This window comes from Rhizobium sp. SRDI943 (assembly GCF_057653695.1).
Map to the genome: position 1 here is coordinate 4,155,632 of NZ_CM172787.1, position 13,093 is coordinate 4,168,724.

15 protein-coding genes are annotated in these 13,093 nt (G+C 60.9%); 6 read left to right on the forward strand and 9 right to left on the reverse strand.

The annotated features are described in order from the left end of the window. Positions 1-12: 12 nt before the first annotated feature. From AC245Y_RS20900 to AC245Y_RS20910, 3 genes are all read right to left on the reverse strand, one after another. Positions 13-966 (reverse strand): ABC transporter substrate-binding protein, encoded by a 954-nt coding sequence (locus AC245Y_RS20900; protein WP_017995431.1) that lies wholly within the window; start codon positions 964-966, stop codon positions 13-15. Between the two features lie 93 nt (positions 967-1,059). Beyond that, a complete protein-coding gene (gene rlmN / locus AC245Y_RS20905; RefSeq protein WP_017995432.1) occupies positions 1,060-2,289 on the reverse strand; it encodes a dual-specificity RNA methyltransferase RlmN in 1,230 nt (409 codons plus the stop codon). A gap of 245 nt (positions 2,290-2,534) precedes the next feature. Next, positions 2,535-3,044, reverse strand: coding sequence for an invasion associated locus B family protein (locus AC245Y_RS20910; RefSeq protein ID WP_003543638.1), 510 nt, complete (start codon positions 3,042-3,044; stop codon positions 2,535-2,537). A 336-nt stretch (positions 3,045-3,380) separates the two neighbouring features. Here AC245Y_RS20910 and AC245Y_RS20915 point away from each other — a divergent pair, with 336 nt between their 5' ends. After that, positions 3,381-3,941 (forward strand): sigma-70 family RNA polymerase sigma factor, encoded by a 561-nt coding sequence (locus tag AC245Y_RS20915; protein ID WP_012759346.1) that lies wholly within the window; start codon positions 3,381-3,383, stop codon positions 3,939-3,941. A gap of 81 nt (positions 3,942-4,022) precedes the next feature. On the opposite strand, the gene AC245Y_RS20920 is transcribed toward AC245Y_RS20915, so the two are convergent. Together AC245Y_RS20920 and AC245Y_RS20925 are read right to left on the reverse strand one after the other, a co-directional pair. Beyond that, positions 4,023-4,415, reverse strand: a complete 393-nt coding sequence (locus AC245Y_RS20920) for a YkvA family protein (protein WP_012759347.1) — start codon at positions 4,413-4,415, stop codon at positions 4,023-4,025. Positions 4,416-4,495: 80 nt separating this feature from the next. Continuing rightward, positions 4,496-4,801 (reverse strand): 4a-hydroxytetrahydrobiopterin dehydratase, encoded by a 306-nt coding sequence (locus AC245Y_RS20925; RefSeq protein WP_012759348.1) that lies wholly within the window; start codon positions 4,799-4,801, stop codon positions 4,496-4,498. Between the two features lie 35 nt (positions 4,802-4,836). On the opposite strand from AC245Y_RS20925, the gene AC245Y_RS20930 reads away from it, so the two are divergent. After that, positions 4,837-5,337: a low molecular weight protein-tyrosine-phosphatase gene (locus AC245Y_RS20930; protein ID WP_026157499.1), complete on the forward strand. Its 501-nt coding sequence runs from the start codon at positions 4,837-4,839 to the stop codon at positions 5,335-5,337. Here the strand turns inward: AC245Y_RS20930 and thpR are convergent. Both thpR and AC245Y_RS20940 read right to left on the reverse strand, forming a co-directional pair. After that, positions 5,244-5,837, reverse strand: a complete 594-nt coding sequence (gene thpR, locus AC245Y_RS20935) for an RNA 2',3'-cyclic phosphodiesterase (protein WP_003543644.1) — start codon at positions 5,835-5,837, stop codon at positions 5,244-5,246. The genes AC245Y_RS20930 and thpR overlap by 94 nt on opposite strands. 68 nt (positions 5,838-5,905) lie before the next feature. After that, complete coding sequence (locus AC245Y_RS20940) at positions 5,906-6,550, reverse strand: arylesterase (protein WP_017995436.1); 645 nt, start codon at positions 6,548-6,550, stop codon at positions 5,906-5,908. A gap of 72 nt (positions 6,551-6,622) precedes the next feature. Here AC245Y_RS20940 and AC245Y_RS20945 point away from each other — a divergent pair, with 72 nt between their 5' ends. The 4 genes from AC245Y_RS20945 to AC245Y_RS20960 all read left to right on the forward strand — a co-directional run bounded on the left by AC245Y_RS20945 (position 6,623) and on the right by AC245Y_RS20960 (position 11,438). Next, complete coding sequence (locus AC245Y_RS20945; RefSeq protein WP_017995437.1) at positions 6,623-7,330, forward strand: ABC transporter ATP-binding protein; 708 nt, start codon at positions 6,623-6,625, stop codon at positions 7,328-7,330. After that, entirely contained in the window at positions 7,327-9,870 is a 2,544-nt protein-coding gene (locus AC245Y_RS20950; RefSeq protein WP_017995438.1) for an ABC transporter permease, read from the forward strand. Before AC245Y_RS20945 ends, AC245Y_RS20950 begins: the two co-directional genes overlap by 4 nt. Before the next feature lie 180 nt (positions 9,871-10,050). Continuing rightward, complete coding sequence (locus tag AC245Y_RS20955; protein WP_012759353.1) at positions 10,051-10,779, forward strand: Bax inhibitor-1/YccA family protein; 729 nt, start codon at positions 10,051-10,053, stop codon at positions 10,777-10,779. Between the two features lie 110 nt (positions 10,780-10,889). Beyond that, a complete protein-coding gene (locus AC245Y_RS20960) occupies positions 10,890-11,438 on the forward strand; it encodes a GNAT family N-acetyltransferase (protein ID WP_017995439.1) in 549 nt (182 codons plus the stop codon). Between the two features lie 6 nt (positions 11,439-11,444). On the opposite strand, the gene AC245Y_RS20965 is transcribed toward AC245Y_RS20960, so the two are convergent. Both AC245Y_RS20965 and AC245Y_RS20970 read right to left on the reverse strand, forming a co-directional pair. Beyond that, positions 11,445-11,846, reverse strand: a complete 402-nt coding sequence (locus tag AC245Y_RS20965; protein ID WP_026157500.1) for a DUF2794 domain-containing protein — start codon at positions 11,844-11,846, stop codon at positions 11,445-11,447. A 315-nt stretch (positions 11,847-12,161) separates the two neighbouring features. Next, positions 12,162-12,902, reverse strand: a complete 741-nt coding sequence (locus AC245Y_RS20970; protein ID WP_017995441.1) for a DUF1223 domain-containing protein — start codon at positions 12,900-12,902, stop codon at positions 12,162-12,164. Between the last annotated feature and the right edge of the window lie 191 nt (positions 12,903-13,093).

The following is a 13,093-nucleotide window of genomic DNA, read 5'->3' on the forward strand; positions in this document are numbered from 1 at the left end:
CAGTCGCCTTGTTTATTCGATGACTTTGCTAGCGCGGGAAAGCACGCTCTGCGGCAGTGTGACCCCCATCTTCTCGGCCGCCGCCTTGTTGACGACGAGGTCGCTGCCGGCGGCAGTCTTGACCGCGATGTCGCCCGGGTTCTCGCCCTTCAGCACACGCACGACGATCTCGCCGGTCTGCTTGCCGACATCATAATAGTTGAAGCCGAGGGCGGCGATCGATCCACGCGAAACCGAATCCGTATCGGCGGTAAAGAGCGGCAGCTTGCTCTCCTCGGCCACCGCGACAGCGCCTTCGAGCGCTGAGATGATCGTGTTGTCGGTCGGAATGTAGATCACATCGGCGCGGCCGACGAGCGCGCGTGTCGCACCCTGGACCTCGGCCGATTTGGTGGCAGCCGATTCGACTACCTTCAGGCCAGCCTTTTCGGCTTCAGCTTTCAACACGGCGAGCAGCGAAACGGAATTCGCCTCGCCGGAATTGTAGAGATAGCCGATGGTTTTCACATCGGGCAGGATTTCCTTGATCAGCGCGAGGTGCTCGGCGACCGGCGACATATCGGAGAGGCCGGTGACATTGCCGCCGGGCTTGTCCATGTTCTTGACGAGCTGGGCGCCGAGCGGATCGGACACGGCCGTGAAGACGACAGGAATGTCGCGCGTCGAGGAGACGACGGCCTGGGCCGAGGGTGTCGAGATCGGCACGATGACATTGGGCTCGTCACCGGCGAACTGGCGGGCGATCTGGGCTGCCGTCGCCGGATTGCCCTGCGCCGATTCGAACACGAATTTCAGGTTCTCGCCTTCCTTGTAGCCGGCAGCCGTAAGCGCATCGAGAACGCCCTTGCGCGCCGCATCCAGCGCCGGATGTTCGACGATCGCCGTCACGGCGACGGTGACATCATCGGCCTTTGCGGGCAGGGAAAGGGCCAAAGTGGCGGCAAGAGCGAGCAAAATCGGGCGCATGGGGATTCTCCTGAATGATTTTGGGGGCACTTTTAGGAAAAGTGCCCCCTGAAATCAATCGCGGAGAATTGTAGCGAGGATCAAACTTGCTGATCAGTCGTCGGCGCCGTGATTGGCAATCATCATCGCCTCGAAGGCCAAACGATCGGTCTTGCGCATGCGTTCCGACTCCGATTTCAGCTGGCCGCAGGCGGCAAGAATGTCGCGACCGCGTGGTGTGCGGATCGGCGAGGCATAGCCTGCCGAATTGATGAAATCGGCGAACTTCTCGATCTGCTCCCAGTCCGAACACTGGTAATTGGTGCCGGGCCAAGGATTGAACGGAATGAGGTTGATCTTCGCCGGCACGCCTTTCAGGAGCTTGATCAGCCCCTTGGCGTCTTCCAGGCTGTCGTTGACATCCTTCAGCATCACATACTCGAAGGTGATGCGCCGTGCGTTCGAAAGGCCAGGATAGGTCCGGCAGGCTTCGATCAGCTCCTTCAGCGGATACTTCTTGTTGATCGGAACCAGAAGGTCGCGCAGATCGTCGCGCACCGCATGCAGCGAAATCGCCAGCATGACGCCGATTTCCTCGCCGGTGCGGAAGATCTCCGGCACAACGCCAGAAGTAGAAAGCGTCACGCGGCGCCTGGACAGCGACAGGCCGTCACCATCCGTGGCGATCAGCAATGCCTGTTTGACGGCATCGAAGTTATAAAGCGGCTCACCCATGCCCATCATGACGATGTTGCTGACCTTGCGGCCCTCGGCAGGCATGATCGTGCCCTGCGGCGCTTCACGGTCCGGGAAATCCCCAAGCCGGTCGCGGGCAAGCAGCAGCTGCGAAAGAATTTCCTCCGCCGTCAGGTTGCGCACCAGACGCTGTGTCCCGGTATGACAGAAGGAACAGGTGAGCGTGCAGCCGACCTGGCTGGAAAGGCAGAGCGTGCCGCGGCCCTCTTCCGGAATGTAGACGGCCTCGATCTCGACTGGACGCCCGGCGCCGCGGGCGGGAAAGCGCAGCAGCCATTTGCGCGTGCCGTCGTTGGAGACCTGCTCCTCGACGATCTCGGGACGTTCGATGGTGAAATGCTGCTTCAGCATCTCCCGCATGTCCTTGGCGACATTCGTCATATGGTCGAAGTCAGAGACCCCGCGCACATAGATCCAGTTCCAGAGCTGCGAGACGCGCATCTTGATCTGCTTCTCGGCCACACCCTTTTCCCGGAGTGCCGCCCCCATCTCCTCGCGTGACAGCCCGATCAGGGACGGCTTCTCGAAGCCGGAAGCGGCACGAGGCGCCCGAGGCGTGATGACATCAATCGCATCCATGACGGACATAGTCTTTCATCCCGAATTCGAACACGTAACCGCCCCGCAAACCCTGCGAACTTCAGGGCTAAGCCGGAAGACTGGCGGGTGCATGACGGCACATTGGCAGAAATTGAATGGCGGAACGGCGACTGATATCGCGATCTGTCCGCTGTTGCGCGGCCTTTAGCATCATTTTGCCCGCGCGTCACTATAGATGGAAACGACAAGAGCCGGCGCAAGGCCGGCCCTCGAAGCTCTGACAACAAAAAAGCTTACTTGCAGGTTTCGATCTGCTTCAGCGCAGCCGAGATACCCGAGAGCGAATAGCTGTAGGAGGTGCCGGTGCCCTTGCGCGAAACGGCATTGACCGTCATCGAATGACCGGTCTTCATCGCGGCGACGAGGGCCGGCTCCTGCGCCGCGTTCTCGACCCATCCGGCCTTGTCCTTGGTGAACATCACGAAGGTCTTGTTGTCGATGACGACGTTGATCTTCGAATTTTCCTTGACCGTGTAGCCCATCATCGCCTGCGGCTCGTAGGAGATGTTCTGGCCCGGACGTTGGGAGACGATGAAGAAATTGTCGCCGTGGTCGACGCTTGCCGGCTGCTTTGCCGTCGGAACGGACAGCACGTAGCAGACGGTGCTGCTGCCCGACTTGTAGGAGTAAGCGCCCCATGCCTGGAACTGCTGGATGCGGTTCGGCGCGGCCTGCTGCGCTGTCGCAACTCCGGCCATAACAAGGGTGAGTGCGAGAGCGGATACGATACTTTTTACAAACATGGATTCCTGCCGGTTCTTGCGATTCAAGGCCCGAAGCGATCATAGCGGGCGCCGCATAATCACGATCTGCTTTATTTTGACTTAATTCAGGTTACCAAATGGTCAACGATAGCTGCGATTTGTATGTGCCTGTGTCATTTCAGCTCGAGTGTCAATTTTCGCCCCTTTGACGGTATCGACCGCGACACCGTGCCCCAATGGCACTGGCCGTCCGTTCGGCTGAATTTAAGACACAAAGATTCAGGCAAGAGTTTGACCTTTCCCAAATCCGTTGTACCTCAGTAAGACTTGGAAATCCGAGACGAAATTATTGCCGCAGGGGGCTGGTGAGGGGATATGGATGCCGAGGAAAGACAGCGTTTCGCTGCCCTCGCGAAGGCCGTCGCGAACGATCGCGACCAGCAGGCCTTTTCCATCCTGTTCGACTATTTCGCACCCCGCCTGAAAGCCTGGCTGATGCGCCAGAGGATGACATCAGGCGAGGCTGAGGAACTGGTCCAGGAGATCATGATCGTGCTCTGGCACAAGGCAGAGCTCTACGATGCCACGCGATCTTCCCTCTCGACCTGGCTTTTCCGTATTGCCCGTAACCGCCGCATCGACATGCAGCGGCGCGCCAACACCCGCATCTTCGATGAGACCGATCCGGCCCTGCAGCCGCCGGCCGATATCGGCGCGGAAGAAATCATCGCCAATGACGATCGCGACGCCAAGATACGCGCCGCCGTCGGCCAATTGCCGGAGGAACAGCGCGACATGCTGCGAGCCGCCTTCTTCCTCGGTCAATCGCATTCGGAGATCGCCGAAGCGACCGGACTGCCGCTCGGCACGGTGAAGTCGCGTATCCGGCTTGCCTTCGGCAAGCTCCGCAAGGTGCTGGAACGCGAAATCGCCTGACGCATGTCGCCCAAACGTGGGCAGCGGTTTTGGTAGGACGTGATGCGGAAAATCAAAGATCTAAAGCGTGACTAGAGCGCTTTAGATCGTCTTCATCGCTTCTTCCGGCCGATCGGCGAGAACGCGGTCGGCCGCTTCGTAGTGGCCCGGCCGGATGTGGCCGCGCACCATGGCGAAGGCAGCCGAGAGCACGGCGATGTCGTCGGAAAAGCCGATGACGGCGAAAATATCCGGGATCATGTCGATCGGCATGACGAAATAGGCGAGTGCTGCAAGCAGTACGCCGCGCACCTTCGTCGGCGTCTGCGGATCGAGCGCGCAATAGAAACCGGCAACGACATCGCGCGAGAACGGGATCTGCCGCACGGCCCGCCGGAATGTCGGCCAGAATTTCTGCCTGACGGTCTTCTCGCGCCGGCTCTGGGTGTCCTCGTCGCCCGGCAACAGGATTTCCCCGAATTTGACCTCGTCCATCCCTGCATCCCTTTTGTCCATGCGAACATATGGTGACGGCGCCCAGTCTTTCAATCGGCCCCTTTCAATCGGCCCCGCTTTCAAGCAACACGTCGCGCCGCAGCCTTCTCCATGGCTTTGGCGAGCTTGAAATCCAGCTCCGTCAGCCCGCCGGCATCATGCGTGTTCAGCGTCACATCCACCCTGGAATAGACGTTGAACCATTCGGGATGGTGGTTGAGCTTCTCGGCCGCAAGTGCTGCCTGCGTCATGAAACCGAAAGCCTCGACGAAATTTGCGAACTTGAACGTCTTCGATATTGACGAACCCGCATCATTGAGCGCCCAGCCCGAAAGCTCGGTCAGCTCAGCCTCAACCGCCGTCCGTTCCAGTTTTTCCATTTTCATGCCATGCTCCTCTTCTCTGTCCGACAGGTTCACCGATGAAACGCATCAGCATCCTTTTCGTTTGCATGGGCAATATATGCCGTTCTCCGCTCGCGGAGGGAATTTTTGGCCACCTCGTCGCCGAGGCCGGCTTGACCGGCGATTTTACGGTCGCTTCCGCCGGCACCGGCAGCTGGCATGAAGGCGATCCGCCCGACCGGCGTTCGATCGCCACCGCGAAAAACCACGGCATCGACATATCGGGGCAGCGCGCCCGGCGCATTCAGTCGAGGGATTTCATGGATTTCGATCTGATCCTTGCCATGGACCGCGACAACCTGGCGGCGCTCAAAAAGAGCGCGCCGCATGGGGCGAATATCCACCTTTTCGGTGATGCCGCGCTGGGAACGGGAGAGGATATTCCCGATCCCTATTATGGCGGTCCTGAAGGTTTCGAACTGGTCTACACCAGGCTCTTGACCGGCTGCTGCAGGCTGCTCGAAACGCTGGGCGTCGAGCGTGCCTCGTGCAACGGGAACACTTCCTCGGTGAGGTAAGGCCCTCCACCGACCGATTCGCGTGACGAAAGCAGCACGAAGCGCGGTGCGGTGAAGGTTGCTGTGTGGAAGTTGCCGCGTCCGGCCAGATATTGCACGACGTCGTCGAGCCGCGAGGATTTCAGCCGCGCCAGCGTCACATGCGGCATGAATTTGCGGGGATCCGGCGGCAGGCCGATGCGCTGGCAGATCCGCTCGATCTCGCCCTGCAGGGCATACATTTCAGGCGATTGCGAGACGCCGGCCCAGACCGAATGCGGTTTCTTCGAACCGAATGAGCCGATGCCTTCCAGCCGGAACTGGAATTCCGGCCGGTCGATCCGGTCGAGGCGTTCAACGATTTCATCGGCCGTGCGGCCGTCGACATCACCGATGAAGCGCAGGGTGATGTGGTAATTCTCCACATCGATCCATCGTGCTCCGGGGAGGCCACCGCGCAGCAATGAAAGACTCATCGCCGCATTGCGCGGAATTTCGAGGGCGGTAAACAGTCTCGGCATCACGAGCACTCCCCGAATCTTTTGCAGGTGCTCACACGGAATCATGCAATCAATAACCGCGCAAGCCCCTATTTCTTCACAGAAGAAATCGTTTCGACGAAATTTGTGACAGCAGGCTCCATCTTTTCGACCATGACGTCGACACCTTTCGTATTTGGATGCATGCCGTCGTCGAGCTTCAACCCAGCCTCCAGTGCGACGCCGTCGAGGAAGAAGGCATAGAGCGGAAGCCCATGTTTTTCCGAGAGCTTCTGATAGATCGGGTTGAATCGTGCGGCATAATCCGCTCCCATGTTCGGCGGCGCTATGATACCGGCGAGCAGTACGGCAATCCCACGCTCCTTTAGCCGGGTAATCATCTGATCGAGATTCTTCGCGCTCTCCTCTGGCGGGATGCCGCGCAACGCGTCATTGGCGCCAAGCTCGAGAATGACCCCATCGGTGCCGTCGGGTACCGACCAGTCGATGCGCGCAAGGCCCCCTGTCGTCGTGTCGCCGGAGACCCCGGCATTGGCGATGGCGACGTCGAGGCCCTTCGCTTTCAGGGCCGCCTGCAGCTTTTCCGGAAAGCCGTCGCCGGGCGGCAACTGATAGCCCGCCATCAAACTGTCCCCAAAACCGACGAGATTGATCGTCCGGGCATTGGCTGCAGTGGCAAGGATCAGCGAGACTGCGATGACGGTGAATTGAAGGGCGGCAACTTTAAATCTCATTCCAGCTTCCCTAGATTGGCGAAGTGCCGTTATGCGGCCATTCGATTACGGACTTATATAGGGCGATTTCTGTTGGCAAAAACCATTATCGAGTTGAAGGGCGCCGATCTGACCCTCGGCAGCGCAGCCGCCTCCGTCCATGTCTTAAAGGGCATCGATCTCGATATCGCGGCCGGTGAATCCGTCGGCATCGTCGGTCCTTCCGGCTCCGGCAAGTCCACGCTGCTGATGGTGCTTGCGGGACTGGAGAAGCTCGACAGCGGTGAGATCAACATCAACGATACGCCCCTCCACAGCCTCAGTGAGGACCAGGTCGCCGATTTCCGCGGCCGCAACATCGGCATCGTCTTCCAATCCTTCCACTTGATCGCCAATATGACGGCGCTGGAAAACGTCGCCGTGCCGCTCGAACTCGCCAATGTCGGCAACGCCTTTGAGATCGCTCATCGCGAGCTGAAGTCGGTCGGCCTCGGCGAACGGCTGAACCACTATCCCGGTCAGCTTTCCGGCGGTGAACAGCAGCGCGTGGCGATTGCCAGGGCGCTCGCCCCCTCGCCTGCCCTGCTGATCGCCGACGAGCCGACCGGCAATCTCGATACCGAGACCGGCCGCCAGATCGCCGACCTCCTGTTCGCCAAGCAGGCCGAACGCGGCACGACCCTGCTTCTCGTCACCCACGACGTCTCGCTCGCAAACCGATGCTCGCGCCAGATTCGCGTCCGCTCCGGCCGGATCGAAGGCGACAGCGCCGCCCGCCGCAGCGAAGCGGCGATCGCATGAGGATCATCACGCCACGCGTCTCGCTCGCTTTTCGCCTGGCGCTGCGTGAGCTGCGCGGCGGCATCCGCGGCTTCTACATCTTCCTTGCCTGCATCGCGCTCGGCACCGGCGCGATTGCCGCCGTCAATTCCGTTTCGCAGTCGATCACCGACACAATCGCCTCGCAGGGGCAGGAACTGCTGGCCGGCGACGTCCGTTTCGAACTCAACAACCGCGAAGCCACGCCTGAGGAGTTGGGTTTCCTCGAAGGCCTCGGCACCGTTTCAGTGTCGACGGGCCTGCGCTCAATGGCCCGCAAGCCCGACGGTTCCGATCAGGCGCTGGTCGAGGTCAAGGCCGTCGATGACGCTTACCCGCTCTACGGCAAGTTCGTGGCCGAGCCGGACTATTCGCTTGCAGCCCTGCTTTCGGGCCAAGGCGGCACCTATGGTGCGGTCGCAGCGCCACTGCTTCTCGATCGGCTCGGGCTTGCGGTGGGCGACGAATTGCTGCTCGGCAACGTCAAGCTCAGCATCACCGGCACGGTGAAAACCGAGCCGGATGCACTGTCGGAAGGTTTTGGCTTTGCGCCGCGCCTGCTTGTCAGCCGCCAGGCGCTCCAAGCCTCCGGACTGATCCAGACCGGAAGCCTGGTCGAACATGCCTATAAGATCCGGCTGGGCGACAAGGGCGCGATGTCGGGCATCCAGGCGCGCGCCTCGAAGGAATTCCCCTCCGCCGGCTGGGCGATCCGCACCAGCGACCGTGCCGCGCCCTCGCTCACCGAAAACATCACCCGCTTCTCGCAGTTCCTGACGCTGGTCGGCCTCACCGCACTGATCGTCGGCGGCGTCGGTGTCGCCAATGCGGTGCGCGCCTTCCTCGATGCCAAGCGCACCACCATCGCCACTTTCAAATGTCTCGGTGCGCCGGCGCAGGTCGTCGTTCTGATCTATCTCTTCCAGATCGCCATCATCGCTCTCGGCGGCATCCTGATCGGCCTCGTCATCGGCGCCCTGTCGCCGATGCTGGCCGCGCAGTTCCTGGCGCAATTCCTGCCGGTCTCGACCGCGCCGACCCTCTACCCCGGCGCCCTGCTGCTCGCCACGCTCTTCGGCATCCTGACGACGCTCGCCTTCGCCATCCTGCCGCTCGGCCACGCCCGCGAAGTGCCGGCGACCGCACTTTTCCGCGAGCAGGGCTTCGAGGCCCGGCACCTGCCCTCCTGGCCCTACATCCTGCTTGCCGCCCTGTTCATGGCCGCCCTTGCAGGGCTTGCTATTCTCACCGCCTATGACCGCTTCATCGCCGTCGTCTTCGTCGGCGCGATCGTCTTCGCCTTCGTCGTCCTGCGCCTGGTCGCCGCGCTGATCGCCTGGCTCGCGCGCCGCAGCCCGCGCGTCAGTTCGCCGGCACTGCGGCTTGCGATCGGCAACATTCACCGCCCCGGCGCACTGACGCCCTCAGTCGTGCTCTCGCTCGGCCTTGGCCTGGCATTGCTGGTGACGCTGACCCTGATCGACGGGAACCTGCGCCGGCAGCTGACCGGCCGGATGAACGAGGGTGCGCCGAACTTCTTCTTCGTCGATATCCAAAGCGCCGAGGTCGGCGCCTTCCGCAATCTCGTCCAGAGCCAAGCGCCGCAGGGCAAGCTCGTCGAAGTGCCGATGCTGCGCGGCCGGATCATCGCCTTCAACGGCGAGGACGTCACCAAGATGAACGTTCCGGCCGCCGGCCGCTGGGTGCTGAACGGCGATCGCGGCATCACCTATGCCGAAACCCTGCCTGACAACGCCGCCCTCACCGAAGGCAAATGGTGGGACAAGGATTACAGCGGTGAGCCGCTTGTCTCCTTCTCCTCGGAAGAGGCGCATGAACTCGGCCTCAAGCTCGGCGATACGGTGACCGTCAACGTGCTCGGCCGCAACATCACGGCGAAGATCGCCAATCTGCGCCGCGTCGAGTGGGAATCGCTGTCGATCAATTTCGTCATGGTTTTCTCGCCGAATACCTTCCGCGGCGCCCCGCATGCGTGGCTGGCGACGCTGACCGATCCCTCTTCGACACCGGCCGAAGATGCGGCGATCCTGAAATCCGTCACCAACACCTATCCGACGATCACCAGTGTGCGCGTCAAGGACGCGATCGATATCGTCAACCAGCTGGTCGCACAGCTCGCGACCGCAATCCGCGCTGCGGCCTCGGTCGCCCTGATCGCGTCGATCCTCGTCCTTGCCGGCGCGCTTGCCGCCGGAAACCGGGCGCGCACCCACGATGCGGTGGTGCTGAAGACGCTCGGCGCCACGCGCGCCATGCTGATCCGCGCCTTCAGCTACGAATATCTGATCCTCGGCCTCGCGACTGCGATCTTCGCGTTGATCGCCGGCAGCGTCGCCGCCTGGTTCATCGTCGCCCGCATCATGCGTCTGCCGTCGACCTTTCTGCCCGACGTGGCGGGACTGACGCTCGTGACCGCGCTCGTCCTCACCGTCGGCATCGGCCTCATCGGCACCTGGCGCATCCTTGGGCAGAAGGCCGCCCGCGTCTTGCGCGAGCTTTGACCGGGCAGCGGCACCCAAACCCTTCACCTTACGGCGATTTAACCGACCGAGCCTTTGCAAGCCTCTTGTTTGCAAAGGACGAAAGCCTCATATTATCCGCAGGCATGCTGGAGCTCCGCAGCGGCGCCCGGGTCGAAAACCCCGACACCGTATTTCCATCGGAGCTTGTAAGAGGAAACTATGGCTGATCTTCGTAACTATCAAAGCCGCGCTCAGACCGGCGAGATGATTGATCAAGGCCTGCGCGCTTATATGCTCAAGGTCTACAACCTGATGGCGCTGGGTCTGGCGATCACCGGTGTGGCCGCATATCTGTCGTTCCAATTCGCCTTCGCCAATGGTGAGCTGACCGCTTTCGGTCAGGCGATCTATGTAAGCCCGCTGAAGTGGGTGGTCATTTTGGCGCCGCTCGCTCTGGTGTTCTTCCTGAGCTTCCGGATCAATACGATGACGGTGGCCGCCGCCCAGACGACCTTTGCGGTCTACGCCGCGCTCGTCGGCCTGTCGCTCTCATCGATCTTCCTGATCTACACGGGTCAGAGCGTCGTTCAGACCTTCTTCGTCACCGCCGCCTCCTTTGGCGCGCTGTCGCTTTACGGCTACACGACGAAGCGTAATCTGTCGGCGATGGGTTCGTTCCTGATGATGGGTCTTTTCGGCTTGATCATCGCCTCGATCGTCAACATCTTCCTGGCGTCGTCTGCCGTGCAGTTCGCCATCTCGGTGCTCGGCGTCCTGATCTTCGCAGGCCTCACCGCCTACGATACCCAGCGGATCAAGGAATTGTACCTGGAAGCCGATGACGTTGCCGTGGCCGGTCGCAAGGCGATCATGGGTGCGCTGACGCTCTATCTCGACTTCATCAACCTCTTCATGTTCCTGCTGCAGTTCATGGGCAACCGTAAATAAGCAGGACCGACTGAGATCGAAAAGGCGGCTTCGGCCGCCTTTTTTGTTGCGCAGGCTTTCGCGGGATGGTTTTAGGAAGACACATCCTCGCCAACGGACCTGCCGCCAAAATGTCCTTCCTCCTGCGCGATGCTTCGAACGCCGATATTCCCGCCATTGCCGATATCTATCGCGAATCGGTCCTGAACGGCGTCGCGAGCTATGAGATCGTCCCGCCCTCCGAGGCCGAGATGGCACTACGTTTTTCGGCGATCGTCGGCCAGCAATATCCCTATATTGCCGCAACCGATGCGGATGGAACTCTGCTCGGCTACGCCTATGCCTCGGCCTTCCGCACGCGTCCTGCCTATCGCTGGCTGGTCGAGGATTCGATTTATCTGGCGCCGCAAGCCCGCAGCCGCGGTATCGGCAAGGCGCTGCTCGCCGAACTGATCATCCGTTGCACCACCCTCGGCTTTCGGCAGATGGCAGCCGTCATCGGTGGCGCCAGCCCCGCCTCGATCGCGCTCCATCGCAAGGCTGGCTTCGAGGAGGTCGGCCTGATGAAGGGCACCGGCTACAAGCACGGCCGCTGGTTGGATACGATGTTCATGCAGCGCCCCCTCGGCGAAGGCACGAGCACAGATCCGGACCCGTCAGCCTATCCCGGCACGCTGTAATGCGCCCTATTTGTCGACGAGCTTCAGGGCCTTGTCGAACACCTTCAGCACCTGGTTCAGCTCGTGACCGCGCTTCAGGATCGTGCCGTTGACGCTGATCACGCAATAGGCGCCCTGCTTGGCGGCGAGCTTCGGGTTTTTCTCGATGCGGAAGAGTGGCATTTCGCCGGAACGCTTGAAAACGGAAAAGACCGCCCTGTCCTTCAGGTGATCGATGGCGTAGTCGCGCCATTCACCATCACCGACCATCCGACCGTAGATCCAGAGGATCGCGTCCAGTTCGCGCCGGTGGAAGGTCACCGGAAGCGGGTCCTTGCTTTGCTTGTATTCCCTGAGATCGACGACGACTGAGGAACTGTGGTCGACGGAACGGTTTTCGCCGTGTCGCAAATCCGGCTGATCTGTCATCAGTCTCACAAGGCCTCCACATATGACAGGAGAGTGACAGTTTGCCCGAGCTGCCGCAAATTGCAAGAGTGCCGGCTGTCACATTCAGCCGCACTACAGCGCCGCGCGTCTCTCGCGCAAGGGCGCTGGGCAGGCCAACGGTTTCTCCGCAGCGCCGCATTTCAGTCAAAACAGCGCCTCATTTGCAGGAGATTTATGAGCTCCAGTTTGGCGCCAGCGCGCCAAAGGGCCCGGCGGAGCGTATCGACCTTAACCCCAGCCCCGAATACGCTCGGCCGGGCCGCCCCAGCATTTCATCCGCAGCCGGATGAAATTTCAGATATTTTTGCCAGCCATCACCACGGTCGCGCCAAGGATCGCAGCCGGATCGCCGTCTGCGGTTGCCGATTGAAGCAGAATCGCGCAGCCCTCGAGCTGCGGCCGTTGCAGCACGCTAGCCGGCAGCGTCAGACTGGTCGCCTTGCCGTCCCACATGCCGACGGTTTCGACATTGGTGACGCTGTGGAGATAGGAGATCTTCTGGCCGCTGTTCTCGCCCTTTTCGACGTCGATGGTCTTTTCCTTGTCGAAATAGACCATCACGACATTGGCTTTGCCCTGTCCCGCGCCGATCTTGATCTCCAGCTCATCGCCGCGCATCGCGGCACTGATCGGAACGGTCAGCCCATTGCCTTCGCTGCTATAGGTGTTGATCTGGCTGTTGATGCCATTGAGATCGGCGCCAGCCAGATGGCCGCGTCCATTGACGATCGCCTGCGGCGTGTAGACGTTGCTGCGGCCCATTGTCTTGGCATAGCCATACTGCCGCTCGGTATTTTCCTTGGAACTCAGCGTATCGGCCCAACCGAGATAGTTCCAGTAATCGACATGATAGGCGAGCGCGATGACATCGCCCTGGTTCACCAGCTTGCGGAAAGCGGCATCAGCAGGAGGACAGGAGGAGCAGCCCTGCGCCGTGAAGAGTTCGACGACACCTTTCGGTGTGCCGTCTTCGGCCTGCAACGGGCCTGAGAGAACAACGCCGGCGATCAGCGGAATCAAAAAACGGGGGGACATTCACCTGCACCTCTTTTTCAGCGCCGACGGCATGTTGGAACCGGAGGCCCTGACATATGAACGTACGAATAATCCTTCCGGGTCCAAACGAAAAGTCACGAACGGGTGAGACGTAGCTAGACGGGAACTTGCGTAAAACAAATCATCGTGAGCCCCGTTTAAAGACTGTCGCCGCAAAGAAAAACCGCCGG

Coding starts and splice junctions, on each gene's coding strand:
- AC245Y_RS20930 (WP_026157499.1), top strand. CDS start 4,837: ATGAAACGCATCAGCATCCTTTTCGTTTGCATGGGCAATATATGCCGT.
- thpR (WP_003543644.1), bottom strand. CDS start 5,837: ATGCCGAGACTGTTTACCGCCCTCGAAATTCCGCGCAATGCGGCGATG.
- AC245Y_RS20965 (WP_026157500.1), bottom strand. CDS start 11,846: ATGACAGATCAGCCGGATTTGCGACACGGCGAAAACCGTTCCGTCGAC.
- AC245Y_RS20910 (WP_003543638.1), bottom strand. CDS start 3,044: ATGTTTGTAAAAAGTATCGTATCCGCTCTCGCACTCACCCTTGTTATG.
- AC245Y_RS20900 (WP_017995431.1), bottom strand. CDS start 966: ATGCGCCCGATTTTGCTCGCTCTTGCCGCCACTTTGGCCCTTTCCCTG.
- AC245Y_RS20970 (WP_017995441.1), bottom strand. CDS start 12,902: ATGTCCCCCCGTTTTTTGATTCCGCTGATCGCCGGCGTTGTTCTCTCA.
- AC245Y_RS20920 (WP_012759347.1), bottom strand. CDS start 4,415: ATGGACGAGGTCAAATTCGGGGAAATCCTGTTGCCGGGCGACGAGGAC.
- AC245Y_RS20950 (WP_017995438.1), top strand. CDS start 7,327: ATGAGGATCATCACGCCACGCGTCTCGCTCGCTTTTCGCCTGGCGCTG.
- AC245Y_RS20960 (WP_017995439.1), top strand. CDS start 10,890: ATGTCCTTCCTCCTGCGCGATGCTTCGAACGCCGATATTCCCGCCATT.
- rlmN (WP_017995432.1), bottom strand. CDS start 2,289: ATGTCCGTCATGGATGCGATTGATGTCATCACGCCTCGGGCGCCTCGT.
- AC245Y_RS20915 (WP_012759346.1), top strand. CDS start 3,381: ATGGATGCCGAGGAAAGACAGCGTTTCGCTGCCCTCGCGAAGGCCGTC.
- AC245Y_RS20925 (WP_012759348.1), bottom strand. CDS start 4,801: ATGAAAATGGAAAAACTGGAACGGACGGCGGTTGAGGCTGAGCTGACC.
- AC245Y_RS20955 (WP_012759353.1), top strand. CDS start 10,051: ATGGCTGATCTTCGTAACTATCAAAGCCGCGCTCAGACCGGCGAGATG.
- AC245Y_RS20940 (WP_017995436.1), bottom strand. CDS start 6,550: ATGAGATTTAAAGTTGCCGCCCTTCAATTCACCGTCATCGCAGTCTCG.